Annotated in this window: 29 protein-coding genes and 1 riboswitch; of the genes, 10 read left to right on the top strand and 19 right to left on the bottom strand. The window is 43.4% G+C overall.

From position 1 onward, the window contains the following. The first annotated feature begins 80 nt into the window (after nucleotides 1-80). From ytrH to FS736_RS11865, 3 genes are all read left to right on the top strand, one after another. Nucleotides 81-410: a sporulation membrane protein YtrH gene (gene ytrH / locus FS736_RS11875; protein WP_144477380.1), complete on the top strand. Its 330-nt coding sequence runs from the start codon at nucleotides 81-83 to the stop codon at nucleotides 408-410. A gap of 1 nt (nucleotide 411) precedes the next feature. Then, nucleotides 412-915: a sporulation membrane protein YtrI gene (gene ytrI / locus FS736_RS11870; protein ID WP_144477378.1), complete on the top strand. Its 504-nt coding sequence runs from the start codon at nucleotides 412-414 to the stop codon at nucleotides 913-915. Between the two features lie 817 nt (nucleotides 916-1732). Beyond that, nucleotides 1733-2056, top strand: a complete 324-nt coding sequence (locus tag FS736_RS11865; RefSeq protein WP_144477375.1) for a hypothetical protein — start codon at nucleotides 1733-1735, stop codon at nucleotides 2054-2056. 38 nt (nucleotides 2057-2094) lie between these two features. Here FS736_RS11865 and FS736_RS11860 read toward each other — a convergent pair whose 3' ends face one another. Beyond that, on the bottom strand, nucleotides 2095-3030 hold the full coding sequence (locus FS736_RS11860; protein ID WP_144477372.1) for a DHH family phosphoesterase: 936 nt from the start codon (nucleotides 3028-3030) through the stop codon (nucleotides 2095-2097). A gap of 368 nt (nucleotides 3031-3398) precedes the next feature. Here FS736_RS11860 and FS736_RS11855 point away from each other — a divergent pair, with 368 nt between their 5' ends. Continuing rightward, on the top strand, nucleotides 3399-3695 hold the full coding sequence (locus tag FS736_RS11855; RefSeq protein ID WP_144477369.1) for a YtpI family protein: 297 nt from the start codon (nucleotides 3399-3401) through the stop codon (nucleotides 3693-3695). A 44-nt stretch (nucleotides 3696-3739) separates the two neighbouring features. Here the strand turns inward: FS736_RS11855 and FS736_RS11850 are convergent, their stop codons facing one another. From FS736_RS11850 to FS736_RS11840, 3 genes are all read right to left on the bottom strand, one after another. Beyond that, complete coding sequence (locus FS736_RS11850) at nucleotides 3740-5059, bottom strand: CBS domain-containing protein (RefSeq protein ID WP_144477366.1); 1320 nt, start codon at nucleotides 5057-5059, stop codon at nucleotides 3740-3742. Nucleotides 5060-5208: 149 nt separating this feature from the next. Further along, nucleotides 5209-5457, bottom strand: a complete 249-nt coding sequence (locus tag FS736_RS11845; RefSeq protein ID WP_144477364.1) for a hypothetical protein — start codon at nucleotides 5455-5457, stop codon at nucleotides 5209-5211. A gap of 102 nt (nucleotides 5458-5559) precedes the next feature. After that, nucleotides 5560-6240 (bottom strand): metal-dependent hydrolase, encoded by a 681-nt coding sequence (locus FS736_RS11840; RefSeq protein WP_144477361.1) that lies wholly within the window; start codon nucleotides 6238-6240, stop codon nucleotides 5560-5562. Between the two features lie 210 nt (nucleotides 6241-6450). On the opposite strand from FS736_RS11840, the gene FS736_RS11835 reads away from it, so the two are divergent. Continuing rightward, nucleotides 6451-7548, top strand: a complete 1098-nt coding sequence (locus FS736_RS11835) for a M24 family metallopeptidase (protein ID WP_144477358.1) — start codon at nucleotides 6451-6453, stop codon at nucleotides 7546-7548. A 289-nt stretch (nucleotides 7549-7837) separates the two neighbouring features. Here the strand turns inward: FS736_RS11835 and queF are convergent, their stop codons facing one another. Further along, nucleotides 7838-8335 carry a preQ(1) synthase gene (gene queF, locus FS736_RS11830; RefSeq protein WP_144477355.1) on the bottom strand — a complete coding sequence of 166 codons (498 nt, stop codon included), beginning with the start codon at nucleotides 8333-8335 and terminating at the stop codon, nucleotides 7838-7840. A 95-nt stretch (nucleotides 8336-8430) separates the two neighbouring features. Beyond that, nucleotides 8431-8477: riboswitch (PreQ1 riboswitch) on the bottom strand. A 266-nt stretch (nucleotides 8478-8743) separates the two neighbouring features. On the opposite strand from queF, the gene deoC reads away from it, so the two are divergent. The 3 genes from deoC (at nucleotide 8744) to FS736_RS11815 (ending at nucleotide 10626) form a co-directional block, all read left to right on the top strand. Further along, nucleotides 8744-9418, top strand: coding sequence for a deoxyribose-phosphate aldolase (gene deoC / locus FS736_RS11825; RefSeq protein ID WP_144477352.1), 675 nt, complete (start codon nucleotides 8744-8746; stop codon nucleotides 9416-9418). A gap of 36 nt (nucleotides 9419-9454) precedes the next feature. Beyond that, nucleotides 9455-9877, top strand: coding sequence for a cytidine deaminase (locus FS736_RS11820; RefSeq protein WP_144477349.1), 423 nt, complete (start codon nucleotides 9455-9457; stop codon nucleotides 9875-9877). Nucleotides 9878-10011: 134 nt separating this feature from the next. Beyond that, nucleotides 10012-10626 carry an AmiS/UreI family transporter gene (locus tag FS736_RS11815; protein ID WP_144477346.1) on the top strand — a complete coding sequence of 205 codons (615 nt, stop codon included), beginning with the start codon at nucleotides 10012-10014 and terminating at the stop codon, nucleotides 10624-10626. A gap of 80 nt (nucleotides 10627-10706) precedes the next feature. Here the strand turns inward: FS736_RS11815 and FS736_RS11810 are convergent, their stop codons facing one another. The 3 genes from FS736_RS11810 to FS736_RS24305 form a co-directional block, all read right to left on the bottom strand. Next, nucleotides 10707-11636 (bottom strand): manganese-dependent inorganic pyrophosphatase, encoded by a 930-nt coding sequence (locus FS736_RS11810; protein WP_144477797.1) that lies wholly within the window; start codon nucleotides 11634-11636, stop codon nucleotides 10707-10709. A gap of 159 nt (nucleotides 11637-11795) precedes the next feature. Beyond that, nucleotides 11796-12917, bottom strand: coding sequence for an alanine dehydrogenase (gene ald / locus FS736_RS11805; protein ID WP_144477343.1), 1122 nt, complete (start codon nucleotides 12915-12917; stop codon nucleotides 11796-11798). Nucleotides 12918-13307: 390 nt separating this feature from the next. After that, the gene (locus FS736_RS24305) at nucleotides 13308-13463 is read right to left on the bottom strand and encodes a hypothetical protein (protein WP_186326762.1); all 156 of its coding nucleotides are present in this window, start codon (nucleotides 13461-13463) and stop codon (nucleotides 13308-13310) included. A gap of 105 nt (nucleotides 13464-13568) precedes the next feature. Between FS736_RS24305 and FS736_RS11800 the strand changes: the two genes are divergently transcribed. Further along, on the top strand, nucleotides 13569-14018 hold the full coding sequence (locus FS736_RS11800) for a universal stress protein (protein ID WP_144477340.1): 450 nt from the start codon (nucleotides 13569-13571) through the stop codon (nucleotides 14016-14018). 42 nt (nucleotides 14019-14060) lie between these two features. Here FS736_RS11800 and argH read toward each other — a convergent pair whose 3' ends face one another. Beyond that, nucleotides 14061-15437 carry an argininosuccinate lyase gene (gene argH / locus FS736_RS11795; RefSeq protein ID WP_144477337.1) on the bottom strand — a complete coding sequence of 459 codons (1377 nt, stop codon included), beginning with the start codon at nucleotides 15435-15437 and terminating at the stop codon, nucleotides 14061-14063. Then, a complete protein-coding gene (locus tag FS736_RS11790; protein WP_144477334.1) occupies nucleotides 15434-16639 on the bottom strand; it encodes an argininosuccinate synthase in 1206 nt (401 codons plus the stop codon). The genes argH and FS736_RS11790 overlap by 4 nt, the downstream gene beginning before the upstream one ends. Before the next feature lie 198 nt (nucleotides 16640-16837). Between FS736_RS11790 and FS736_RS11785 the strand changes: the two genes are divergently transcribed. Beyond that, the gene (locus FS736_RS11785; RefSeq protein ID WP_144477331.1) at nucleotides 16838-17155 is read left to right on the top strand and encodes a hypothetical protein; all 318 of its coding nucleotides are present in this window, start codon (nucleotides 16838-16840) and stop codon (nucleotides 17153-17155) included. 348 nt (nucleotides 17156-17503) lie between these two features. Here FS736_RS11785 and FS736_RS11780 read toward each other — a convergent pair whose 3' ends face one another. The 9 genes from FS736_RS11780 to FS736_RS11740 form a co-directional block, all read right to left on the bottom strand. Further along, on the bottom strand, nucleotides 17504-17863 hold the full coding sequence (locus FS736_RS11780; protein ID WP_260983588.1) for a GNAT family N-acetyltransferase: 360 nt from the start codon (nucleotides 17861-17863) through the stop codon (nucleotides 17504-17506). 702 nt (nucleotides 17864-18565) lie between these two features. Continuing rightward, entirely contained in the window at nucleotides 18566-19078 is a 513-nt protein-coding gene (locus FS736_RS11775; protein ID WP_144477329.1) for a MogA/MoaB family molybdenum cofactor biosynthesis protein, read from the bottom strand. Nucleotides 19079-19081: 3 nt separating this feature from the next. Continuing rightward, nucleotides 19082-19918 (bottom strand): EcsC family protein, encoded by an 837-nt coding sequence (locus FS736_RS11770; protein ID WP_144477326.1) that lies wholly within the window; start codon nucleotides 19916-19918, stop codon nucleotides 19082-19084. A 98-nt stretch (nucleotides 19919-20016) separates the two neighbouring features. After that, nucleotides 20017-21204, bottom strand: a complete 1188-nt coding sequence (locus FS736_RS11765; protein ID WP_144477323.1) for an acetate kinase — start codon at nucleotides 21202-21204, stop codon at nucleotides 20017-20019. Between the two features lie 259 nt (nucleotides 21205-21463). Further along, on the bottom strand, nucleotides 21464-22453 hold the full coding sequence (locus FS736_RS11760; protein WP_144477320.1) for a class I SAM-dependent methyltransferase: 990 nt from the start codon (nucleotides 22451-22453) through the stop codon (nucleotides 21464-21466). Nucleotides 22454-22862: 409 nt separating this feature from the next. Beyond that, a complete protein-coding gene (gene tpx, locus FS736_RS11755) occupies nucleotides 22863-23363 on the bottom strand; it encodes a thiol peroxidase (RefSeq protein WP_144477317.1) in 501 nt (166 codons plus the stop codon). A 140-nt stretch (nucleotides 23364-23503) separates the two neighbouring features. Continuing rightward, nucleotides 23504-24019 (bottom strand): GerW family sporulation protein, encoded by a 516-nt coding sequence (ytfJ, locus tag FS736_RS11750; protein ID WP_144477314.1) that lies wholly within the window; start codon nucleotides 24017-24019, stop codon nucleotides 23504-23506. 18 nt (nucleotides 24020-24037) lie between these two features. Continuing rightward, the gene (locus FS736_RS11745; protein WP_313959719.1) at nucleotides 24038-24736 is read right to left on the bottom strand and encodes a DUF2953 domain-containing protein; all 699 of its coding nucleotides are present in this window, start codon (nucleotides 24734-24736) and stop codon (nucleotides 24038-24040) included. A 71-nt stretch (nucleotides 24737-24807) separates the two neighbouring features. After that, the gene (locus tag FS736_RS11740) at nucleotides 24808-25257 is read right to left on the bottom strand and encodes an RDD family protein (RefSeq protein WP_260983591.1); all 450 of its coding nucleotides are present in this window, start codon (nucleotides 25255-25257) and stop codon (nucleotides 24808-24810) included. Between the last annotated feature and the right edge of the window lie 223 nt (nucleotides 25258-25480).

The raw sequence follows: 25480 nt of genomic DNA, 5'->3' as shown, positions 1-25480 counted from the left end.
AGTTTAAACATATCGCAGGCTGATTGTCCATATGATGAAGTACGAGGTAAAAAATCGACTTTTTACAAAGGGTGTATACGATGAACCAGCCATTTATCCCGGGTTTGTTTGAAGCATATTTCATTGCGCTAGGCGTTTTGCTGGGCGGCTCTTTGATCGGAGGGTTAGCCGCTTTTTTAACAGGACAGCCTTTAATGACGGAAATCGCCCGTTTCTCCAGCTCCATTCGGATCTGGGCCATCATCGCTGCGATTGGCGGCACATTTGATACTGTCTACAGCTTTGAAAAGGGACTTTTACACGGAGAAACAAAGGATATTTTCAAACAGTTTCTATTGATCCTCACGGCCATGGGCGGTGCCCAGACTGGGGCCCTTCTCATTGACTGGCTGACACAGGAGCATGTCTGATATGAGGGTTCCTCCTTATTACCGAAAGCCAGAATGGCAGCGATTCTTTTCCGGTGCAGCAGTTGGCGCACTCGTAAGCTGGGTTTTGTTTTTATATATGAATGGCGCATGGATGGAAAAACACGCGAAAACGATCGAGCAGCAAAAAGATGAAATCGCAGACTTGAAAAGTGACATCGAAATCTGGATGGAGGATTATGAAGAATTAAACAAAAAGAACCAGGAAAAGCTCACCGTGCAGGAAATCAAGGTGAAAATCGTCAATGATAAAAAGTATAAACAGCTGGATACACTCAGCATCTACGAAATCGAGGAGGAGACCAAAGGACAATTAAACATGCTCCTCGCCAAAGACCTCGATTCTGTTTTCAAAAGCAGGGAACTGATTACAAAGGTGATTGAAAATAAATCAATCAGAATCAGTGACAAACGCTATAAACTGAAAATCAAATCAATGGTCATTTATACATCAGTCAGCATACTGGTGGAAATCAGTCTGGATTGACCGGGTTTGCGAGACAGTTTTTGGTTAGAGCTCGGACACCTCATTGGAGGATACAGCTTATAGGACAAAAAGAGGAAGATGGCCGGAAACCTGACACGATTCCGCGTTTTCTTGACAGCTTTGGCCTTTGAACCCTGAAACCTGTCACGATAACAGTGTTTTCCTGACAACTTTGGCCCTTGAACCCGGAAACCTGTCACAATAACTACGTTTTCTTGACAGCCTTGGGCTTTGAACCTTGTAACCTGTCACGATAACCGTGTTTTCCTGACAACTTTGGCCTTTGAACCTTGTAACCTGTCACAATACCGATGTTTTCTTGACAACTTTGGCCGCTGAACCCTGAAACCTGTCACAATAACTAGGTTTTCTTGACAGCTTTGGCCTTTGAACCTTGGAACCTGTCACAATTACCGTGTTTTCTTGACAGCTTTGGCCCTTGAACCCGGAAACCTGTCACAATAACTACGTTTTATTGACAGCTTTGACCTCTGAACCTTGAAACCTGTCACAATAACTACCTTTTCTTGACAGCCTTGGCCTTTGAACCCAGAAACCTGTCACGATAACTACGTTTTATTGACAGCTTTGGTCTCTGAACCCGGGAACCTGTCACAATAACTACGTTTTTTTGACAGCTTTGGGTACTGAACCCGGAAACCTGTCACAATCACCGCGTTTTCTTGACAGTTTTGGGCTTCCCACCCGATATCCATAAACAAAGGTAATTTATTCCATTCGTTATCTACTCGTGTGACTCTTGCAAGATACGGGAATCATACATTATCAGAGCAAGTATAGACAGGAGGGATTTCAGATGAGTTTTAACAACGGAGCTGGAAATAGTGGTAGCGGCGTCGGAGGTGGTTTATTCCCGCCTTATGCGATGAACAATGCTGATTCTGATAATCAGGTAAAACTAAATGAAGATCAGTATGATGTTTATGTGAATGATGATTTTATCGGACAAAAAAGCCTTAAGAACCAGGGTGAGCATCTATCCGACATTGATGACTTTTTAAAACTGCAGGGCATCGCTGATTTTACCTCGTCCCTCGATGGTGACCATTATACAATCAGAACCGATGGAATGGATGCCGATATTGCTGATGCTTTGCGGGTTTATTTTAACAATAGATGATTGGAAAGGTGCGTTTCTGAATGAAACGCACCATATTTTTATTCTCTGCAAGCTTCGATAAGGTCAGCCAGGACACGGTCGACATCATCCCATGAGTAAATTGACGCCCCTGCAGCGAGCGGATGTCCGCCGCCATTATATTTCCTGGCAATCGTATTGATGACAGGTCCTTTAGAGCGGAGACGCACACGGATTTGGTCTTCTTCTTCGATAAAGAACACCCACGCTTTGATTCCCCCAACATTGCCCAGTTCACTGACAAGCAACGATGCTTCTGAAGGTTTCACGGAATACTGGTCCAGTAATTCCTGCTTCATTACGACCTTCGCAGCACCATTTTCGAGCAACTCAAAGTTCTGTAAGATGTATCCGTTCAACTTCACCACATTAGGTGCGAGTTCATACATTCTGTCATATAGCTCTGTGCGTGAGAAATTGTAGTGAATCAGTTCTCCCGCATAGGCAAATGTCTTATTGGTCGTGCTTGGATAAAGGAATCGGCCCGTGTCTCCGACAATACCGGCATAAAGCAATCTTGCTGCCTCATCAGACATCCTTAAGCCCCTATCCTTGAAAGTAAGGTAAAATTCATAAATCATTTCACTCGTGGAACTTGCTGTAGTATCAACCCATTGAAGGTTACCATATGGATCTTCATTTGGATGGTGGTCAATCTTCACAAGCTGTTCTCCCAGGCGGTAACGCTCGTCACAAATCCGCTCGGCATTAGCGGTGTCACAGACAATGACAAGCGCACCTTTAAAAATATCGTCCTGAACAGAGTCAAGCCTTCTCAGATAATGAAGTGATGGTTCCTCTGCGCCAACAGTGTAAATATTCTTTTCAGGATAGGAAGCCTTTAAAATCTCGGCAAGTCCCCCCTGGGAACCGTACGCATCAGGATCAGGCCTCACATGGCGGTGGATAATGATGGTCTCATAATTTTCAATTGCCTCAAGTATTTGCTCTTTCATTTAAATGCTCCTTCACCTTTTTCATATCTCAATTATGAACATATTTTTTGGAAAAGAAAAGCATGAAGACATTTTACGGGGAGTGTGGAGCTGAAAAAAAGCCGTGTTTTTTTCCAATTTGCGAATGGTGGTTTTTGCGAATAAAATTCTTTTTTGCGATTAAAGTCCTTTTTTTGCGATTAAAATTATCTTTTTGCGAATAAATAATTTTTTTGTGACATAATTATTTCTTTTGCTTATGTGGGAAGGGTTTAATCGAAAATAATAGATTTTAACCTTTATATAAGGCCGCTACAAGGACAACTGTATGGCATTCTGCTTAAATAAACGGTAAAATAGAGTAGATTATTGAATTTGGAGGAATTGCAATGCCTATTCTCGTACTTTTGATCGTTCTTTCATTCGTCTTTTATATCTTTTACAAGATTAAATATGTCCGCAGCAAACGTCCTGCGGAGCGTAAATGGCTTTCTGCCAAATCCAGCATCGCCCTGGGACTTTTCGTCGCATCTTTCGGGATTAACCAGCTATTCCTTTTCCAGACAACTGTCACCTACATCGTTGGTGCTATATTCATTGCCATAGGTTCATTGAGTGTATGGGGCGGGATTAAAGCCTACAAGTTCTATCTTCCCCATGCCGTGAAGGAAGCGCAGGAAAATTAACGTTCAAAAAAGCCGATCCAATCACGGATCGGCTTTTTAATCTATTAATGTCTGTCGATCAGCTGGCACATCATCATCGCCTTGCCGACAAGAACTCCGTCATTGAAGGCTTCAATATCGACCTTCCCAAACTTCCTTCCTACCTCGAGAACCTTCGGATAAATTTCTATGACACTGTCAATTTGTACAGGCTTGATAAAATAAATCGTCATATTCTCAACGACCAGGTCACCTTTTTTATATCCTCGCAACACACGGTTCGCTGCTTCTGTCACGATGGTTGTAAAAACACCGTATGAAATGGTCCCAAGGTGGTTCGTCATCTGCGGAGTCACCTGGCAGCGGAAAATATCTTCATCCTTGGTTTTTCCTTTTGCCAGGACAAGCTGGTTCGTCACTGTATCGTCCAGCGTCTCCCCTACCTGCGGCTGGCGCTGGACCATCTGAAGGGCTTTCAATACATCCTGTCTGCTGACGATGCCCTGAAGCTTGTTTCCATCATCAACAACTGGCAATACCTCAATTCCTTCCCACACCATCATATGGGCAGATGAAGCAACACTCGTCGACCCGCTGACGGTCATTGGGCTTTTCGTCATGATTTTCTCGATCAAGGTATCCTGTTCATGGCCCATGACATCCTTTGAAGTGATCATCCCAATCACTTTCATATTGTGGTCGACGACAGGAAAACGGCTGTGCAGCGTTTCGTCCTTATGGCGATACCAATCTGATACAGTGTCATTCGCCTTAAGGAAAACCGTTTCGGCTACCGGAGTAAGGATATCCTCGACAAGGATGATTTCTTTTTTGATCAGTTGATCATAAATTGCACGGTTGATCATCGTCGCGACTGTAAATGTATCATAACTGCTTGAGATGATCGGCAGCTGCAATTCATCGGCCAGCTTTTTGACATGGTCCTCGGCATCGAAACCGCCAGTCACCAATACGGCTGCTCCGGCTCTTAGCGCATGCTCGTGCGCTTTATCGCGGTTCCCGACGATCAGCAGGTTGCCCGCGCCTGTATAGCGCATCATCGCCTCCAGTTTCATCGCCCCGATGACAAATTTATTCAATGTTTTATGAAGCCCTCCGCGTCCCCCAAGGACCTGTCCATCAACGATGTTGACGACTTCTGCGAACGTAAGCTTCTCGATATTTTCTTTCTTTTTCCGCTCAATCCTGATGGTGCCGACACGTTCAATCGTGCTGACATACCCTTTATTTTCCGATTCCTTTATGGCTCTGTATGCAGTTCCTTCGCTTACGTTAAGTGCCTTGGCGATTTGGCGCACCGATATTTTTTCACCTATTGGCAATTCATCTATATATTGAAGTATTTGTTCATGCTTAGTTGCCAAGACTTTCACCCTTTATCATAATTTTCCGTTCAATGTAGCTCTATCCATTTACATTATAAGGTTTTAAAGGGTTTGATTCAATTGTATTAGGGTCAAGGCCATAATTTAGAAGAATGATACTCTTAAAAAGAAAAACTGGCCGATTGAAATCAGCCAGTGTAGACGCGCGATTTTCTTTTCTGGTTGCTTCCCATTTTTCCGCTTCCTGTGCCGGCCTTCTTTTTCGGCGTGTATAAGAAAGCCGCCAGATTCCCGGCAAAAACCAGCAGAGCGAGAAACAGCCAGAAGCCTGCAAACAGGGCTTCCTTTCCTCCCGCCTGGAGATTAATCTCCGGCAATGCGATGTAAAGCATGACGCCGCATAACAGCAGGTACAATAAGTAACGGTTCTTCTTCATTCTTGCCCTCCTATAGGTTGTCTTAATTCATATCTATGCTTAACAGGCAGAAAAAAGCATGGTAAATAAAAAAGCCGCACAAATTTTGTGCAGCCATGGGTATTACAATTCAATCGCTTCTCCCGCTTCAAGGACACGACCTTCATTGTTTTTCAGCATTTTTACGAAGGCATGGGGATCCTGCTTGATTGGCGGGAACGTATTGAAATGGATTGGCACAACTTGCTTTGCGCCTAGAAATTCAGCAGCCAGTGCCGCATCTTCTGGTCCCATCGTAAAATTGTCGCCAATCGGCAGGAATGCCAGGTCAATTGGATGCCTTTCGCCAATCAGCTTCATGTCAGAAAACAGACCAGTGTCGCCCGCATGGAACACTGTTTTTCCTTCTGCCATGAACAGGATGCCAGCAGGCATGCCTCCATAAATCACTTCATTGTTTTCCGTGACCATACCTGTTCCATGGAAGGCCTGGGTCATCTTGACTTTGCCAAAATCAAATTCATACGCGCCGCCAATCGACATCCCATGTGTGCTCAGGCCTTTCCAGCTTAAATATGTAGCGACTTCGAAATTGGCGATTACCAGAGCATCATGTTTCTTCGCCAATTCAAGGGTATCCCCGAGGTGGTCTCCATGCGCATGGGTGAGGATAATCACATCTGGCTTCACATCCTCCACCTTCAGATCGGTCAGGTCATTTCCAGTAATGAATGGATCAATCAGGATGGTTTTCCCATTCGATTCAATTTTAACAACAGAATGGCCGTGATAAGATACTTTCATATTATCGCTCCTTTCATTGGGCTATTTTCACAAAAATCACGTTAGAAACCTTGCAAAAATCAGCCATATAAATAAACTATTTCAACACCCTTTGACAATCTCCTGCTTCCATTTTCTTTTTACCCAACAACTCTTATCATTAAAAGTTTTACTTTTGACCAGGTAATTGCTACTCTCATAGTGTGATGTACATATAGAGGAGGAATATCTATGACTGAAAGATTGGCTGCGTTATCAGGATGGATGAAGGACAATGATGTGGATGTCACATTTATTACATCCCCTGATAATGTATTTTATTTGAGCGGATTTTTAAGCGATCCACACGAAAGATTACTGGCTGTTGCCGTGTTCCAGGATGCTGAGCCTTTCATGATCTGCCCGGCTATGGATAAGGAAAATGCCAAGAATGCCGGATGGGAGCTTGAAATCCTTGGCTACAGCGACACAGATGATTCAATGGAACTTGCCTTCAATGCGATGAAGAAGCGTATTTCTTCCATCAAGAAGATTGCAATTGAGAAGGAACAGCTGAATGTCGAGCGTTATGAGAAGCTGACTGGACTTGTAGGCAATGGTGAATTCGTTTCAGCAGAGGAAAAACTGCGCCTGATGCGGATGGTGAAAACTGAAGAAGAATTGCAAAAGCTCAGAAAAGCTTGTGAACTGGCTGATTTTGCGATTGAGACAGGAGTCAGCGAGATCAAGGAAGGCAAAACCGAGCTGGATGTCCTTGCTGCAATTGAGTATGAATTGAAGAAAAAAGGCGTTACAGAAATGTCATTTTCAACAATGGTACTCACAGGAAAGAATGCTGCAGCTCCGCATGGCACTCCAGGGCTGACAAAGATCAAGAAAGGCGACCTCGTCTTATTCGACCTTGGCGTTGTGATGGATGGCTACTGCTCAGATATCACAAGGACCGTTGCGTATGGCGAGATTAATAAACAGCAGGAAGAAATCTACAACACCGTGTTGAAAGCACAGCTGAAAGCTTTGGATACAGCTCGTGCCGGCATAGCCTGCTCAGAGGTTGACCTTGCTGCACGCAAAGTGATTGAAGAAGCGGGATACGGCGACTACTTCCCGCACCGCCTAGGCCACGGACTCGGAGTCAGCGTCCACGAGTATCCATCATTGACTAGCACGAATCCATTACTAATGGAAAAAGGAATGGTGTTCACTGCAGAGCCGGGAATCTATGTGCCAGGCGTCGCGGGCGTAAGAATTGAAGATGATGTGGTCATCACCGAGGATGGAATTGAAATTTTAACGAAATACCCTAAAGAATTGGTATTTGTATCGTAGAATAAGCCCAAAAACCGCCTGCTGTCATGTGATCCAGGCGGTTTGTTTTTGATTTTCATTGAGGAAGCTTCTTTTTTAGCGAGTTTCGATTTTTTATAGCGGAAATTTCCTTTTTTATATAGCGAAAAAATTTTTTATAGCGACTTTCCTGTTTATACAGCGAAAATTTCTTTTTTATAGCGACTTTCTTTTTTATATAGCGACTTTTGAATTTTTATAGCGAGTTGGAAAAAATCCGTGTTTTTTTCCAGTTAAAAAAGAGCAGCATCTGCAGCTGCTCTTTTCCTATTTAGCGATTATCGACTTTTTCCGGGTACATATCGTGGTTCATCATCCGGTAGTTAGCCATTTCCTCGTATTTTGTTTCTGGCTTTCCGTAGTTTGTGTATGGATCGATCGAGATTCCGCCTCTTGGCGTGAATTTTCCCCAGACTTCAATATATCTTGGATCCATCAGCTTGATTAAGTCATTCATGATGATGTTCATGCAATCCTCGTGGAAATCACCGTGGTTCCTGAAGCTGAATAGATACAGTTTCAAGGACTTGCTTTCTACCATCAGCTTATCCGGGATGTAACTGATATAAATCGAAGCAAAATCCGGCTGTCCAGTGATCGGGCACAGGCTCGTAAATTCCGGTGTATTGAATTTCACAAAATAATCCCTGTATGGATGCTTGTTTTCGAAGGTTTCCAATATTTCAGGGCTGTATTCAAATAAGTATTTGGTCCCCTGGTTTCCAAGCAACGTCAAATCTTTCATTTCCTCATCTTTTCTTCCTGCCATTATAAAGCCTCCACTAATGTCCGCAAACGCTAAACGAGGCCGAAAACCCTGCTAATGAAAAAACCACATCCTCATGGGTATGGTTGAAATTATTCAAATCCATAGTTTTTTATAGAGGGTGTCCGCTATGAACCTCTCCCGCGATGCAGGATTTGTATTCAATTTATATTGCCACTATAAAGAAATGTCCTGTTAAAGTCAAAAGAAAATTTTACAAAGACAAAAGGAGTTATGACAATCCCGTGTATTTCCAGTTTTTATTTTTACATATGTTCATTAGGTTATTTACATTTGTTCAACCACCTGATATATTATTCATGTAAGTAACACATAATAACTTTGTGCTATATATTTTTGCTCATTATGAAAGCGTTTCATTACATTTTTTTTGGAAAGGGAATGAATTATATGATTAAAGATTTAGCGGGTATGATTGATCACACATTGCTTAAAGCAAATGCAACTGAAGCAGAGATTGTAAAGCTGGCTGAGGAAGCAAAAGAATATAAATTCGCTTCTGTCTGTGTTAACCCAACATGGGTAAAGACTGCTGCTGAAATTCTTAAGGATGCTGAAGATGTAAAAGTTTGTACAGTAATCGGCTTCCCTCTTGGAGCTGCAACTTCTGAAACAAAGTCATTCGAAACAAAAAATGCAATTGAAAATGGCGCGACTGAGGTTGACATGGTCATCAACATTGGTGCTTTGAAGGACAAGCAGTATGACCTTGTTGAAAAAGATATCAAAGCTGTTGTTGACGCAGCAAAAGGCAAAGCATTGACTAAGGTGATCATCGAAACTTGCCTTCTTAATGATGAGGAAAAAGAAATGGCTTGCAAGCTTTCTGTTAGTGCAGGAGCTGATTTCGTCAAGACATCTACAGGATTCTCAACAGGAGGAGCAACTGTGGAGGACATCGCTTTGATGAGAAAAACAGTGGGCCCTGATATCGGCGTTAAGGCATCAGGTGGCGTTAGAAGCCTTGAGGATGCACAAAGCATGATCGAAGCTGGTGCAACAAGAATTGGTGCAAGCTCTGGCGTAGCAATTGTCAACGGATTGTCTTCTGACTCTTCATACTAAGCAACAAAAATACCATTTGGGAATGGGGAATGGACGATGGATAAAAAGACGCTTGTTGAAAAAGCTATAGAAGCAAGAAGCACAGCATACGTTCCATATTCTAAGTTTCAGGTTGGCGCAGCAATCATTACGAGCAATGACAATGTCTATCTTGGCTGCAATATTGAAAATGCCTCTTACGGACTGACAAACTGTGCCGAAAGAACTGCCATTTTTAAGGCTGTATCCGAGGGTGATACAGAAATCAAGGCGATTGCAGTAGTCGCTGATACTGAAGGTCCTGTTTCTCCTTGCGGTGCCTGCCGCCAGGTTATTGCAGAATTTGCGACTGAGGATACTAAAATCTATCTTTCGAACCTGAACGGTGATGTGAAGGAAACGACAATTGATGAGATCCTGCCGGGATATTTTACATCCAAGGATATGGACAAAGTCGATCAGTCGAAGAAAATGGTTTAATAGCTGCAAGTTAACATAAGGAGCAATTCCTTTCATCCTCGAAAATAGGGTTTTGGAATTGCTCTTTCTTATTTAATCTATCGCTGCTCGATAAAGGAGGAAAGAGCCGTCCATTCATCAGGACGGCATACATCATGGGAGACGCAGGTTTATTATTATCAGGCGCAGCACTTTTCCTGAACAGCTTGATGCTTCTGGGAAAAGCGAATGCGAAAAGTGTAGCAGTATTCAATTTATTTATCGGAGCCATGCAGGTCATCGTTCCATTCTATTTAATCATCGCATCTGACCAAAGCAATTGGACTATATACAGCCTTGCCAGCATCTTTCTGTTTGGCTTTACTTATTTATATGTTGGCATGACCTTATTGAAGGACCTTGATGGCAGCGGACTGGGCTGGTACTCTCTTTGGGTGGCTGTCATAGCCCTTATTTACGCATTCGTTGCATATATCCATTTTGGAGACATCGTCAATACGCTTACTTGGCTGATGTGGGCCTATCTCTGGTTCCTGTTCTTCCTGTCGATGGGAATAAACAAAAAAATCGATGCGTACGTCGGCAAGGTAGCAATGGTTCAGTCATGGCTGACTTTGACTTTCCCGGCATTGCTGTCCATGACCGGCCTCTGGAAGACTGATCAGGTAGCGCAAGCATGGATCTATTTCTCGATTGCAGCTTTTGTCTATTTTGCCTATATTACATTCAAGCTGAAAAAAGCAACTGCAAGATCTGAGAGATTCGCTTAGCCAAGATGGGTTTATCTGACCCCCCAAAAAGCAAAAACCGTCCTGCCGATTTGGCATGGACGGTTTTCTTTTGTTGGCGATTATTTAGCCAATACGTTTGTCAGTACTGGAACGACTTGCTTCTTGCGGGAAACGACGCCTTTAAGTGTCGCTGTATTGTCTTCAAGCGTCACATTGAATGCTTCTTCGACTGCTGAAGCCTTTTCACCAATCGCAAGTGCAGCAGAATCATTTGTTAAAATATCCGTGATGACCAGCAAGAATAAACCAAGCTTCTTCTCAGCCACTTTCTTGTTCAATGCATCCTCAAGCTCCACCTTGCGTGAGAGAACATCATTGACGTCCACTGTGTTCACCTGGGCGATTTCAACCTTTGACTCACCCATTTGGAATTCCTTTGCGTCAAGGGAGATGAGCTCTTCAATCGTTTTGCTGCTAAGATCAGCGCCAGCCTTCAGCATTTCAAGACCGTATTCTTCTGCATTCACTCCAGCAATTTCAGCCAGTTCACGAGCAGCCGCCACGTCCTGGTCTGTGCAGGTTGGTGATTTGAACAGCAAGGAATCGGAAATGATTGCAGACAGCATCAATCCGGCAATGTTCTTATCGATTTCAACATTGTTTTCCTTGTACATCTTGTTCAGGATTGTCGCTGTGCAGCCAACTGGCTCAACACGGAAATAAAGTGGATCGCTTGTTTCAAAATTGGCCACACGGTGGTGGTCAATTACTTCAACGATCTGTACATCAGTAATATCTTCCGCACTTTGCTGACGTTCGTTATGGTCGACAAGGATGACCTTGTCCACTTCTTCAGAAACCCTTCCAGCAAGGCGAGGTGCCCCAGCCTTGAAATAATCTAGTGCATATTGAGTTTCTCCATTGACCTGGCCCAGTCGGACTGCTTCTGCATCGACACCAAGCTTTTGCTTTAAGTTTGCATACGCAATCGCAGAGCAGATTGTATCTGTATCAGGATTTTTATGGCCAAAAACAAGTACTTTTTCCATCATGACACTCCTCAAGTTACAATTTATCACGGACATTCCATTAAAGAACCCGTATCCCATAAATAATATACGCTAAAATTGAAAGATTTTAAACAGCTTTGTCCAAAATTGGCCCATATAAAAAGATCCGGATGCTTGGCTCCGGATCTCAGTGAATCATTAGATTTGTTCCAATAATGTTTTTGTTTCAGAATATACAAGGTTATGCGCTTCAGCGACCGCCTGGTATGTTACATAGCCATTAAGCGTGTTGATTCCTTTCAGCAACGCTTCATTATCCAGGCAAGCCTTCTTGTACCCTTTGTTCGCAATCTGCACAGCATAAGGCACTGTTACGTTTGTCAGTGCGATTGTGCTTGTCCGTGGAACTGCTCCAGGCATATTGGCAACTGCATAGTGCACAACACCATGCTTTTCATAAGTTGGGTTGTCGTGAGTCGTGATTCTGTCAGTTGTTTCAAAAATTCCGCCCTGGTCGATCGCGATATCAACAACGACTGATCCCGTGTTCATGGACTGAATCATTTCTTCAGTCACAAGCTTAGGAGCCTTAGCGCCAGGAATCAACACAGCACCGATCACTAAGTCAGAAGCTTTAACTGCTTCAGCAATATTCAAAGGATTGGACATTAAAGTTGTAATATCAGATCCAAAAATATCGTCTAAATGGCGAAGACGGTCAGGATTCAAGTCGATCATAGTAACTTCAGCACCAAGTCCGACTGCCATTTTCGCTGCATTCGTCCCGGCTACACCGCCGCCGATAATGGTAACCTTTCCTCTTTGTACACCAGGAACTCCGCCAAGAAGGATTCCTTTTCCGCCATGTACCTTTTCAAGGAACTGAGCGCCGATTTGTGTGGACATACGGCCAGCCACTTCACTCATAGGCGTCAGCAATGGAAGTGAGCCGTTTGCCAGCTGAACTGTTTCGTAAGCAATACCGACTACCTTGTTCTCGATCAATGCTTTTGTCAGCTCAGGTTCTGGAGCGAGGTGTAAATATGTAAATAAAATTAAACCCTCACGGAAATATCCGTATTCTTCTGGCAGAGGTTCTTTAACCTTCATGACCATATCCTGTGCCCATGCTTCTTGAGCGCTCTCGACGATTAAAGCGCCAGCAGCTTTGTAATCCTCATCCGTAAAACTTGAGCCGATTCCGGCACCTGTTTCGATATAAACCTCATGCCCGAAATTCACAAGGTTGACGACTCCTGCAGGCGTCATCGCCACACGGTTTTCATTATTCTTTATCTCTTTAGGTACACCGATACGCATTCTTGCATACCTCCTATGTATTAGATTGCTCTTCCATTTCAAGCTGCTTCTTCATACTATTTTAAAAGTGGAAAAAAGTAAAAAGAAACAAGATTGAAAACACTTTCATTTTAGTAGAAAAAAGAGCTTTTGGCAAAACAATTCGTATGAACTTCCCTAAAATATACTATTCTGAATATTAAAGATATTATCTCTCTTAATTATATTTCATATTGACGGTTAACTTTTAAAATCACTCTCTTTTACATTATTCCAACTGCAGCCATCTACCGTTTGCAAAAAAATTGCTATCCTTTTAAAAGTCAAAGGCTTGCTAAGAACACTAGATTAACAAGCCCTTACTACTTTTTCTATAATTTGCAGGACCTTTCAGGCTGATTTCCCTAAAAACTATCTCATTTCCTCATCGGCTTCTGCGGCTGCTTTCATCTGTTCCTGGGGTACTATTCCGCTGTTGTAGGAATCCATGATCTGCTGGCTGACTTGCATAATACCCTGGTCATCATAATCATAGGATGACCGGCCTTGTCTCTCCTTTTTATCCATATTGGTTCCTCCTTTGATGTGATGCTTGCATATATAGTTTTCGTTGGATTGTCACAGCTATACCAAGGAAACTGTTGTATAATATAGGTAAAGGAGGCGAGAACTATGGCGCTATATTATAAGAATATTTTAGTTGCCGTTGATGGTTCTAAAGAAGCAGCATGGGCTTTCAAGAAAGCCATTGAAATCGCAAAAAGGAACGATGCCAGACTGGTCATGACCCATATCATCGACTTGCGCACATTTGCCACTGTTGAGGCATATGACCGCACAATCTCTGAGCGTGCGAACCAGTTTGCCACTGAGTTGATGGAAAGCTACAAACAACAGGCAACCGATGCCGGCATTAAAGATGTAAGCTACGAAATCGATTATGGTTCACCAAAGGTCAAGATTGCGAAGGATGTTGCGAAAAAATACAACGCCGACCTGATTATTTGCGGGGCAACAGGAATGAACGCAGTGGAACGCTTCTTTATAGGAAGTGTGTCTGAACATATTACCCGCTATGCATCCTGTGATGTCCTAGTTGTTAGAACAGACAAAAATGATTAATTACCATCATGAATAAAGCACGCAGCAAAAGCTGCGTGCTTCTTACATTTTAATGGACGCTTTTGCTTTTCCGATTTGAACCTCGACCTGTGAAAAACCGGTGCCTCCAGCACTCTTCCTTCGTTCTACCGCATTATACGGATTCAATGCATGATAGATATCTTCCTCGAATAAAGGGTTCATATCTTTATATGTCTCTAACGGGAGATCCGCAAGGTAACAGCCTTTTTGTATGCAAGTCAGCACAAGCTTGCCGACGATTTCATGGGCCTCCCTGAAAGGAACTCCTTTAGCCGCTAGATAATCAGCCAATTCCGTTGCATTGGAGAAGTCATTTTTTACAGAGCCTTCCATCTTCTCTTTCTTAACCTTCATCGTACTGATCATCCCAGCAAAAATCTTCAGGGAGCCTCTGACTGTCTTGACTGTATCAAACATTCCCTCTTTATCTTCCTGCATATCCTTGTTATAGGCTAAAGGCAAACCTTTCAATACGGTCAGCAGACCCATCAGGCTGCCATACACACGGCCAGTTTTTCCCCGGATCAATTCGGCCATATCAGGATTTTTCTTCTGCGGCATGATGCTGCTTCCAGTAGTAAAAGCATCGGATAGCTCGATGAACTGGAATTCCTGGCTGGTCCAGAGAATGATTTCCTCACATAATCTTGAAAGGTGCATCATCAAGATCGAACTGTCCGACAGGAACTCAAGAATGAAATCACGATCACTAACCGCATCAAGGCTATTTTCATAAATACCGGCAAACCCCAGCATTTCAGCTGTCATATGGCGGTCAATCGGAAAAGTAGTCCCAGCGAGTGCCCCGGCACCAAGAGGCGAAAGATTGATCCTTTTCAGGCTATCGATAAAACGCTGTTTGTCTCTATCCAGCATCCAAAAATAAGCCATGAGATGATGTGCAAACGAGATAGGCTGTGCTCTTTGCAAATGGGTGTACCCTGGCATCAGTGTCTCGATATTTTGCTCAGCCTGATCGACGAGTGTTTTTTGGAAATCAGTGATCAGTGCAATGATTTCCGACACCTGCTCTTTCAGGTACAAATGCATATCAGTTGCAACCTGGTCATTCCTGCTTCTTGCTGTATGGAGTTTCCCGCCAGTCGGACCAATCAATTCTGTCAGGTGATGCTCCAGATTTAAATGAATATCTTCCAGTTTAGCTGAATAATCCAGTTCACCTTGCTCAGCTTGCTGCGCAAGTTTTTTCAATCCTTGAATGATTTCGTCCGCCTCCGCTTCTGTGATGATTCCACAGGCAGCAAGCATTGTAGCATGGGCGACGCTTCCCTCGATGTCCTGCTTCGCCAATTCCTGGTCAAAGCCGATCGATGCACCGAACTCATCTACCCATTCTTCTGCAGATCCGGTGAATCTGCCGCCCCATAATTTTTTCACACTGTCACCTTCTTGCCCTGGACCATGCTGTGGACAACTGTTGGCAGTCCCCAAAGGTTGATGAAACCAACCGCAGCATTGTGGTCAAACTCGTCATCTGCAGTATATGTCGCCAATTTCTCATTGTATAGAGAATAAGGTGATTTTCTGCCCTCGACGATGGCGTGGCCTTTGAATAACTTGACGCGTACTGTGCCAGTGACATGCTTCTGGGTTGACTTCAGGAATGCAGCCAGCGCTTCCTGAAGCGGGGAGAACCATAACCCTTCATAAATCAATTCTGTCATTTTTTTCTCAATTACCGGTTTGAAATGGGCCACTTCTTTTACAAGTGTGATATCTTCCAATTCTTTATGTGCCTTGATCAGAGTCATCGCAGCAGGTGCTTCATACACCTCGCGCGACTTGATGCCAACAAGGCGGTTTTCCACATGGTCAATCCTTCCAACACCATGCTTGCCTGCAACGGAATTCAATTCAAGGATCAATTCTGAAAGAGAATATGCTTTGCCGTCAATGGCAGTCGGCACTCCTTCAACAAACTCAATCTCGATGACATCAGGGGTATCAGGTGTATCTTCCAGCTCGGCAGTCAATTCATATGCCTCGACTGGAGGTGCCTGCCATGGATCTTCCAGGATTCCACACTCATTGCTTCGACCCCATAAATTCTGGTCGATAGAGAATGGGCTGTCCAGATTGATGGGAATCGGTATGCCATTGTTGGCCGCATAAGCAATTTCTTCTTCACGTGACCATTTCCATTCACGTACTGGAGCAATCACCTTAAGTTCAGGATTCAATGCTTTGATGGATACTTCAAATCGAACCTGGTCATTCCCTTTGCCCGTGCAGCCATGGGCTACAGCAACAGCGCCTTCCATTTCTGCAATTTCTACTAGTTTCTTAGAAATAAGCGGGCGAGAAAGTGCCGAAACAAGCGGATACTTCCCTTCGTATAACGCATGTGCCTGGAGGGCGAAAAGTGCATATTCGGTGGCAAACTCTTCTTTGACATCCAAAACGTATGATTGAACTGCCCCTACTTTCAAAGCTTTTTCTTTAATAAAATCAAGGTCCTTACCTTCACCGACATCAAGGCAGCACGCTACTACCGCGTATCCTTGATCCTTTAGCCATTTAATCGCAACAGATGTATCAAGCCCGCCAGAGTAGGCAAGCACCACTTTGTTTTCAGTCATTTTGTTGATCTCCTTTTCTAGTTCGGATATTTATACATGTATATAAATTTTTATTCATGTTTATAAAATTAACAGGTTTTATCGAACTTTTCAAGGCTAAATTTTAATTTTCCAAAAAACTTCTGATTGGCTAATGTAGAAGAGGAAATAAAAGTATAGTAGAATGTAAGCATGTTTACCGGAATGGGGGCTTCACGAATGGATCAATATTTTCTTTTTAACAGCCGACTGGGCATACCCCTGCCTGATTTTAAAAAGAACTGGGAAGAATATGACCTTGATACACAGCACGCCATCCTGCTTCACTGGGAAAAAATACGCGGAGGCATTCCTGATCGGATTGCCGAGCTTGAACAAACAATCAACCATAAGCAAGCACAGCTTTCCAATGAAAGTGACTTTGTCATTTCATGTCAATTGAACAGCGAAATTGCAGAGCTCGCATCCATCATCAACGACCTGTGGCTCTGGTACCGAACACATCAGGATATTACTTCAGAGAAGATGCACGGATAACACATTTAATTCCATAAAAAATAGCCTGAGTGAGCCTCAGGCTATTTTTGGTGTCTCTGCTTTTTGCCTATATTGATCGCGCTAATAAGAACAGTCGTACCCTTAATCAGCCATTTCCCATCAGGCCGAGTTCATTGACAGAGGAACCAATCAAAATATTTCCTATTACGGCAATGAATAAGGCAATGATTAGTTTCATCTCAATTGCTTTCCCATTATGACATAAGGCTGTCCATTTTCATTTGGGTAAAACGGCTGTTTAATGACGCGCCATCCCAATGTTTCATATAAACCCCTAGCAGAGTCGTTATCAAGTTGTGTTGTTAATACCGCTGTCTTATGACCTGCTCAATCCAGTAAGTGATTTACCAGCTCTTTTGCCAGTCCTTGATTCCTGAATGCCGGAAGCACACCCAATTCAACGAATTCAAAACAATCTGTCAGCCAGGTTTGTTCCTCTTCTGGATTTAACGCTTCTGAGAGTAATCCATGATAATACTGACCCGGTAGAGAAGAATAGCCATATGCATATCCAGCAATTTCCCCCTGATTGGAAATTGCCACAAACCCTCTGTAGTCAGCATAGCCTGCATGCCTCGTAACTCGTTCCTTGATTGAAAGGTCCTCTTGAGCCCATACTTGTTGATATAAGTCCGCTACTTGGTTTAATAACTCTTCATCTGTATTTATTTCTCTTAACTTAAACATTCCCAGCATCCCCCTTGTTCCCTTCAACCTATTCCAGTGTTTTTTTGACAGCCTTTCCTCCGAATGCTTCAAACCTGTCTGAATTCAGGGCTTTATTTGACAGCTTTTACTCTGAATGCTTCAAACCTGTCTGAATTCAGGGCTTTTTTTGACAGCTTTTCCTCCGAATGCTTCAAACCTGTCTAAATTCAGCGGTTATTTTGACAGCTTTTCCTCTGAATGCTTCAAAACTGTCTGAACCCAGGGCTTTTTTTGACAGCTTTTACTCTGAATGCTTCAAACCTGTCTGAATTCAGGGCTTTTTTTGACAGCTTTTACTCTGAATGCTTCAAACCTGTCTGAATCCAGGGCTTTTTTTGACAGCTTTTCCTCTGAATGCTTCAACCCTGTCTGAATACAGGACTTTTTTTGACAACTTCTCCCCTTATTGCTTCAAACCTGTCATAATCCCGAACTTATTTTGACAGTTATAACACCAAATGGTCCAAACCTGTCAGAATCCAGGCTCTTTTTACAGCTTCCCCGTTTTTCTCTCTAACCTATCAAATGATTGACTACCTCAGTCGGCTTTAGAGTCTCCTTTTATCAACACTTCAACTTCCTTTTCTCTGGAAACTTCTATACTTAATTCTACAATTTTTACCAAATCCCTTTTCACCACAAAAAAAGATGAAATCCGTTAAGATTCCATCCACTTAGTAATTATAAATCCTTCTTCAATTCTCTTACAACATGCCCAATCTCTGGGATAATCAGTTTTTCCATGGCCAGGCGGACTGCTCCTGTTGAGCCTGGTGTTGAAAAGACCGCCCGATCGTTCACGACTCCTGCTGCGGCCCTTGACAGCAATGCAGCTGAGCCAATATCCTCCTGATAGCTTAACATCCGAAAGATCTCACCGAATCCCGGGATTTCTTTTTCAAAGAGGCTCTGGACCGTTTCGATCGTGACGTCACGTTTGGCGATTCCAGTACCGCCGTTTGTCAGGATGACATCCACTTCTGGGTTGGCGGAGCCTTTCAGGACTTCGGACCTGATTGGTTCTGCTTCATCTTTGACAATCACATAGTCGACGATTTTGTGGCCTGCTGATTCAAGGTACTCCATCATCAACTTTCCGCTTTTGTCGGTTTCGGGTGTCCTTGTATCGCTTACTGTTATGACTTTGCAGCGCACTTGGCTTGGTGCAGCCTGCTTATGCTCTTGTATGCTCATTTCCTACAATGCCCCTTTTTCTTTGAAATATCTCATTTGGTAAAATCTATGGGCAAAATCGGTGACTCTCCTTGTCAATTGATAGTTTGCCCCTGCGCCGATTGCCATCGAGATGATCGGCATCCCCTGGACATGCTTTTTGCGGAACATCAAGATTGCCATACCCTTGAAGACTTGCTTAATTGGCTGTTCAAGCCATGTTACGTCTGTAAGATCGTCATTTCCTTCGTAAAAATAGAAGTCTTCTGCCTGGTCAAGGTCATTTTTCAATTCTTCCCAGCCGGCACTTTGCATCCTCGAAGGCATTGTGGCAGTATGGAAGACCTTCAGCGCGACCATCATCTCAAACGGTGTATTCACCTCGAAACCGTATGTCATCGCAACAAGCTGAACAATTCGCAGATTGATGACCGCCATCGCCGGCATATCGACCCCCAGCACAAGGTTTCCGCCGCTTCCTGACATTCCTCCCTGTACAAAGGAATAGAGTCTATGGCGGGCAATTTGCTGCTTGGCGATGAATTCCAGCTGCTCAATAGGCAGTTCTCTCAGGTCTTTGATCGTATCTAAGTCCGGATCGAATACCCGTCCAGCAGAAAGAATCCGTTCCTTGGCATCCATTTGCAATTGCGAACCCTGGATCAAAGAATGAAGGTGGAAAAGCCAGCTGTCGAACAACGTAAAAAAGCGCTCCTGGACCTCGACTGGCAATGATGTAAAAGAACGTTCAAGATATCGGTCATATGCCAGTTCAAAGTCATTCGGTTCATAGTCATACAGCTTGTTTTCCCAAGCATTCAATTCATCCAGCACCTTTTGTTCCCGTTGAGTCAAAGGCATCGAAAACCCTCCAGCTAGTGTGAATTTTCTTCCAGTATAGCATAAATTCGGATTCAACATTAAAAGGCAGGAGCACTCAGCTCCTGCCTGAAATCAATTTATTTCGCCAAACGCACAACATCACGTGCAATCATGACTTCTTCATCTGTCGGAATGACCATTACTTTCACTGGTGAGTGAGGATAGCTGATGAATGCTTCTTCCCCGCGAACTTTATTCAAAGCTGGGTCCCAGTAGATACCCATGAATTCCAGTCCCTGCAATACGCGGGCACGGATTGCTGAACTGTTTTCACCGATACCAGCTGTAAAGATGATGGCGTCAACACCGCACATGCGGGCTGCGTATGATCCAATGTATTTATGGATTCTGTCAGCAAACACCTTCAACGCAAGCTCTGCACGGTCATTTCCTTTTTCGGCTTCGTCTTCGATGTCGCGAAGGTCACTTGAGAATCCGGATACACCTAGCATACCGCTCTCTTTATTCAGGACATTCAATACTTCATCCGCACTCTTATCTGTTTTTTCCATGATGTATGGAATCAATGCAGGGTCAATATTTCCTGAACGAGTTCCCATCGTCACACCTGCTAAAGGTGTGAATCCCATGGATGTATCGATAGATTTCCCGCCTTCGATTGCCGCAATACTAGCTCCATTTCCAAGGTGGCAGGAAATCAGGCGAAGGTGCTCCACAGGACGGCCAAGCATTTCTGCAGCACGCTGGGAAACATACTTGTGCGAAGTTCCATGGAAGCCGTATTTACGGATACCGTACTTTTTATAGTAATCGTAAGGAAGGCTGTAAAGGAATGAGTTTTCAGGCATCGTCTGGTGGAAAGCCGTATCAAACACAGCAATCGCCGGAACATTCGGCAGTACCTGCTGGAATGCACGGATACCAGTCAAGTTTGCTGGGTTGTGCAGCGGTGCCAGCTCGGAAAGCTGATCAATTTTCTGTAAAACCTCTTCTGTGATCAAGATAGAATCACTGAATTCCTCGCCGCCGTGAACGACACGATGTCCGATTCCTTCGATTTCATCCAATGACTTGATAATTCCCAGTGTAGTCAGTTTATCAAGAAGGATTTTTACCGCAACCTCATGATTCGGAATATCGGTAACTTCTTTGTTTTTTTCTCCATTCACACTGATTGTGAAAATTGAGTCCTTCAGACCGATCCTCTCGACGATTCCTTTTGTGATAACCTCTTCGCTCGGCATTTCGAACAGTTGGAACTTAAGTGAAGAACTGCCGGCATTGATTGCAATGATTTTTGCCATTTTGTACCGCTCCTTTTATATAACAACCTGATTAAAAATCCAATGAAATAGTACACCTTTATTGTGTGCCACAGGCCGTGAATATATCTCTCAATACCCCATTTAAACACTGTCTTTTTCACATTTCAAGAAAAGCTTGCTTAAACGCAAAATGAGTTTTTATTCTGATACTTCTAAGGATTAGAAAAAAATATTATCATGGTGTATTTACCCTTTTGAACGACAAAAGAACCGGCAATAACCGGTCCTTTTCGTTATTTTACTGCCTTTTATTCTCTTTATACCATTGGTCAATTTTATCCAGAACCCGATTGACTGCTGGTCCATCTGAGAATTTCGGCAGCTCGGCAAGGAGAGCCTGTTTTGGAGGCTTCACTTCGTCACCCTTTTTCTGAAGAATCAGGATGCTCTTAGCAGCCTGCTTGGTTTTGAACAAAGAAGCTGGAAGCTGTAAAACACCCTGAACAATCAGATGATCCTTAATGAATTCATGCAGCATTGGAGCTTGCTCGCTTTCAAAAAGTCCATTCGGGATCATGAAGAACAAGTACCCGCCATCTTTTAGGTGCCTTGTGCTTTGCTCAATGAACAAATGGTGCGAATACGTATGTCCTTCTGCTGCTTTGACCTCATAATCCGCAGCCCTTAGGTCATTTGGATAATAGCCAACCGGAAGGTCGCAAATGACCACATCCGCCGGATCGACAAACAATGGTTCAAGACTGTCCTGGTTAAAAAATTCAACCGGATGCTTCTGCAGATTGGCATTGACGAATGCGAGGCGGATGAGGAGATCATCAATCTCAACACCTACAGATTCGATTTCTTTATTGGTCTGCTGGTTCAAAACCGTGGCCAGCAGATTCCCCGTGCCGACAGCCGGATCAAGCAGCCTGAATGATTTCTTGTCAACAAATTTACTGACGAGATATCCGATGAACATGCCGACAGAATCTGGCGTCATCTGGTGATTAGGCTGAATATGCTCCTTCATGCCCTTCAGGGTCGCCAACTGGAAGCCTTTGCGGATTTCCTCTTTGCTAAAAGAATCAAGAATGATATCTTTGTATGCTTTTTCAAGCCTCTTCTTTGTGACTTCATCTAATTCGTCCTGAAGCACCGTGCCCTGGAAAATATTTTCCCCTGTTTCAGCCAGCGCCTCTAAATATGTACATGAAAGTTCTTCTTTTAAAATGTCCGCTGTAGTATTGAATGCGGTAAATAATTGTTCGACCGGAGTCATACTCAATTTACTTCCTCCCGATTTGAATAGATATTTATCTATTTTAGCCATGTTTCTTGTTCTGTACAAGGTATATGGCTGGAATGTCTCAAGCCATATAGCATTTGTCATGTGGGATTTATGATTCGTCTTCTCTATATCCCTAAATGACTTTCTTTTGAAATTCTACACGTTCCCAGTCTTCTGTTTGTCCGTTAGAGACCTTCTATCGGACACTTTTCTCGTTCCCAGCCTTCTGTTTGTCCGTTAGGCACCTTCTATCGGACATTTTTCACCTTTTCAGCCTTCCGTTTGTCCATTAAAGACCTGTTATCGGACCTTTTTCTCGATTCCAGCATTCCGTCTATCTAATCATAATAATAACAAAACAAGCCGCAGTTTTATTCTGCGGCTTGTTCCATGATGACTGATTGTTTTAGTTTGCTTGTTTTGCAGCTTCTACTGCGGCTTCGTAGTTCGGGTGGTCTGTTGCTTCGCTAACATATTCTGTGTAAGTTACTTTGTCGTTTGAGTCAACAACGAATACTGCGCGAGCCAGCAGGCGAAGTTCCTTGATCGCTACTCCATATGCTTCACCGAAAGAAAGTTCGCGGTGGTCTGATAGAGTCTGGACGTTCTCGATTCCTGCGGCTCCGCACCAGCGCTTTTGTGCAAATGGTAGGTCAACGCTTACGGTAAGAATCTTGACGTTATCAAGGTTCGCAGCTTCCTCGTTGAAACGGCGAGTCTGTGCGTCGCAAACACCTGTATCAAGTGATGGTACCACACTGATTAGTCGTACTTGTCCTTTTGAATCCTGGAGAGTGACTTCAGAAAGGTCGTTTGCAAGCACTTTGAAATCAGGTGCCTGGTCTCCTACCTTTACTTCATTTCCTAATAATGTAACTGGATTCCCCTTAAATGTAACAGATGCCATACCTGCTCATCCTCCTTGTCCATTTTATGTACAGTGTTAATATATCTTTTAAAGAATTTTTTTGCAATTATTTTAAAATGTACTGACGTCACCAATGACATAAGTAAGCTGCCTCTTCAATTTGAAAAGGCAGCATGGTCTTAAAACTCTAGGTCAGTTTTTGGTCCGTTGTAGTCGTTTTGGTTTTGGCTCTTGTTCTGGTTGCCTTCCTGGCTGCCCTGATCTTTCTTGGACATCATTTGCTGGATTTTTTCCACTGCTTGTGGTGCCAGATCAAGAATCTTTTCGTATAGATGCGTGCTTTCATCTAGGTGGAGCATCTTGACGCCTCTTGAACTTACAATCAAGAAAGCGATTGGCGTAATGGAAACCCCTCCGCCGCTACCGCCGCCGAACGGGTGCTGTGGTCCTCCTTGCTGTCCTCCTGAGCCACCTGAGCCACCAGAACCGCCTGAGCCGCCGGATCCTCCCTTTGAACTTTCCAAAACGAATTCACTGCCTCCAGCCGCAAATCCGAAACCCACCTTTGAAACTGTCAGGATTACACTTCCATCCGGTGTTTCTACAGGGTCCCCAATGATTGTGTTGACATCAATCATTTCCTTTAAGCTTTCCATAGCAGTTGTCATTAGTCCTTGAATTGGATGGTCGGACATTCCTGTTTCCTCCTTATTTTAGACAGAATTAGTATTGTCACCGGAAAGTGCGGACAATTGCTTTGATTTGAAGTCAGGCCAGCCGCCTTTCCAATATTTAACCAGCTTTATTCCTGCTAAAATAGCATGCCCGACTCTGACTTGAAACATACATTTAAAACTAGTAATTGAAATGGTTTGCTGAAAACTTGGCGTGATTGTCATGACCGGCATCTCTTTTAGTTTCATATACTGGCTCATAATCCCGATCACACCGCCCTTGGCTGCCCAAAGAGCACCGGTGATCACCGCCGTGGCTGCTGCGTCACCCACGCCAACCATAGTATGCCATTCTATATTGCGGATCGTTACTTTCTTCAGAAATCCCCTGATGATTTTGTGAAAGCCAGCAATATGTGTAAGGAGCTGCCTGATATCATGGATGCTGTTCAGTACATCATTTTTGTCTACTTGAGTGGTTTGATCTTTTTTAATGTTTTCATCAGGACCTGTTTCCGTTTTTTTCTCGGCAACGATAGAAGGGGAATTGTCATCAATTTTTATGACAGGGACGTCAATCTTGTATTTTATGAGTCCACCCCAGGCTTTTAATGTCACTTTTAGATGATCATTATCATTGCCGTGGAAATAATCCAGAAAAATCTTAACTCTAGTAAAAAGGATTATAATGGCCAGCACTGTTAAGAGCAGTATGGCAAGCAGCACCCATTTCATCATCCTCCACAACCTTTCAGCCTATTATTATCAACAAAAAAGCAAAAAAATAAACCTGCCGCAGCAGGTTCATTTTAGCGTGGTTCATATATGACAGTGGTATCAGCGAACAGGTCATGCACTCCCTGCTTCTTGTTTGTAAAAGCAACGACAATATACAGCACAAAAATTGTTGCTGAAATGAAGCGGCCGATCCACTCGCGGAAAATGACAGTGCCCCATGTCAGGCTTGTGCCATCCAGTTCCACCACTTTCAGTCCAAACACCATTTTCCCTAGAGTCTGGCCGAGATATTTTGTCATCAGAACAAAATACAAATAGAAAACAACAGCCGTGGCGATGGTCATCGGTGAAAAGACCCCTTCCTCCAGTAATGGGATATCCAATGCCCGGAAAACAGGATTGATGATCAGCCTGTTAATACTCCCAATGACAATCAAATCCAGCAAATAGGCCCAAAAACGCGTCCAGAATCCGGCATATTGGCCAGCGAATAAATGATTCTCTCCAGTTGGCCTGCCTATTTCATCATTAACGGCATTTGCATAATCTGCCTGTGGTGCCGATTTTTCAGATTCTGTATAACGAGTACTGTCGCCTTTAAGTCGGATGTTTTCATGTTCTTTATGGTTTGTACGATCAGTATCTGTCGCAATTCTGTCATGTTCTCTATAATTTGAACGATCACCATCCATTAGGATGCTGTCATGTTCTTGATGTAAACGATCCGCATCAGCCAGGGTGTCG

Source organism: Cytobacillus oceanisediminis 2691, assembly GCF_007678455.1.
Lineage (GTDB): Bacteria > Bacillota > Bacilli > Bacillales > Cytobacillaceae > Mesobacillus > Mesobacillus oceanisediminis_A.
This window is presented reverse-complemented; position numbering and strand designations above follow the sequence as displayed.

Bases quoted from the DNA above. Each gene is read 5' to 3' on its own strand.
- ytrH (WP_144477380.1), top strand. From the start codon at position 81: ATGAACCAGCCATTTATCCCGGGTTTGTTTGAAGCATATTTCATTGCG.
- FS736_RS11800 (WP_144477340.1), top strand. From the start codon at position 13,569: ATGGCGCTATATTATAAGAATATTTTAGTTGCCGTTGATGGTTCTAAA.
- FS736_RS11845 (WP_144477364.1), bottom strand. From the start codon at position 5,457: ATGAAGAAGAACCGTTACTTATTGTACCTGCTGTTATGCGGCGTCATG.
- ytfJ (WP_144477314.1), bottom strand. From the start codon at position 24,019: ATGTCCGACCATCCAATTCAAGGACTAATGACAACTGCTATGGAAAGC.
- FS736_RS11765 (WP_144477323.1), bottom strand. From the start codon at position 21,204: ATGGCAAAAATCATTGCAATCAATGCCGGCAGTTCTTCACTTAAGTTC.
- FS736_RS11790 (WP_144477334.1), bottom strand. From the start codon at position 16,639: ATGACTGAAAACAAAGTGGTGCTTGCCTACTCTGGCGGGCTTGATACA.
- tpx (WP_144477317.1), bottom strand. From the start codon at position 23,363: ATGGCATCTGTTACATTTAAGGGGAATCCAGTTACATTATTAGGAAAT.
- FS736_RS11745 (WP_313959719.1), bottom strand. From the start codon at position 24,736: ATGATGAAATGGGTGCTGCTTGCCATACTGCTCTTAACAGTGCTGGCC.
- FS736_RS11775 (WP_144477329.1), bottom strand. From the start codon at position 19,078: ATGAGCATACAAGAGCATAAGCAGGCTGCACCAAGCCAAGTGCGCTGC.
- FS736_RS11835 (WP_144477358.1), top strand. From the start codon at position 6,451: ATGACTGAAAGATTGGCTGCGTTATCAGGATGGATGAAGGACAATGAT.
- FS736_RS11810 (WP_144477797.1), bottom strand. From the start codon at position 11,636: ATGGAAAAAGTACTTGTTTTTGGCCATAAAAATCCTGATACAGATACA.
- ytrI (WP_144477378.1), top strand. From the start codon at position 412: ATGAGGGTTCCTCCTTATTACCGAAAGCCAGAATGGCAGCGATTCTTT.
- FS736_RS11820 (WP_144477349.1), top strand. From the start codon at position 9,455: ATGGATAAAAAGACGCTTGTTGAAAAAGCTATAGAAGCAAGAAGCACA.
- FS736_RS11785 (WP_144477331.1), top strand. From the start codon at position 16,838: ATGGATCAATATTTTCTTTTTAACAGCCGACTGGGCATACCCCTGCCT.
- FS736_RS24305 (WP_186326762.1), bottom strand. From the start codon at position 13,463: ATGGATAAAAAGGAGAGACAAGGCCGGTCATCCTATGATTATGATGAC.
- FS736_RS11780 (WP_260983588.1), bottom strand. From the start codon at position 17,863: ATGTTTAAGTTAAGAGAAATAAATACAGATGAAGAGTTATTAAACCAA.
- FS736_RS11855 (WP_144477369.1), top strand. From the start codon at position 3,399: ATGCCTATTCTCGTACTTTTGATCGTTCTTTCATTCGTCTTTTATATC.
- FS736_RS11860 (WP_144477372.1), bottom strand. From the start codon at position 3,030: ATGAAAGAGCAAATACTTGAGGCAATTGAAAATTATGAGACCATCATT.
- FS736_RS11770 (WP_144477326.1), bottom strand. From the start codon at position 19,918: ATGCCTTTGACTCAACGGGAACAAAAGGTGCTGGATGAATTGAATGCT.
- deoC (WP_144477352.1), top strand. From the start codon at position 8,744: ATGATTAAAGATTTAGCGGGTATGATTGATCACACATTGCTTAAAGCA.
- FS736_RS11865 (WP_144477375.1), top strand. From the start codon at position 1,733: ATGAGTTTTAACAACGGAGCTGGAAATAGTGGTAGCGGCGTCGGAGGT.
- FS736_RS11840 (WP_144477361.1), bottom strand. From the start codon at position 6,240: ATGAAAGTATCTTATCACGGCCATTCTGTTGTTAAAATTGAATCGAAT.
- FS736_RS11815 (WP_144477346.1), top strand. From the start codon at position 10,012: ATGGGAGACGCAGGTTTATTATTATCAGGCGCAGCACTTTTCCTGAAC.
- queF (WP_144477355.1), bottom strand. From the start codon at position 8,335: ATGGCAGGAAGAAAAGATGAGGAAATGAAAGATTTGACGTTGCTTGGA.
- ald (WP_144477343.1), bottom strand. From the start codon at position 12,917: ATGCGTATCGGTGTACCTAAAGAGATAAAGAATAATGAAAACCGTGTG.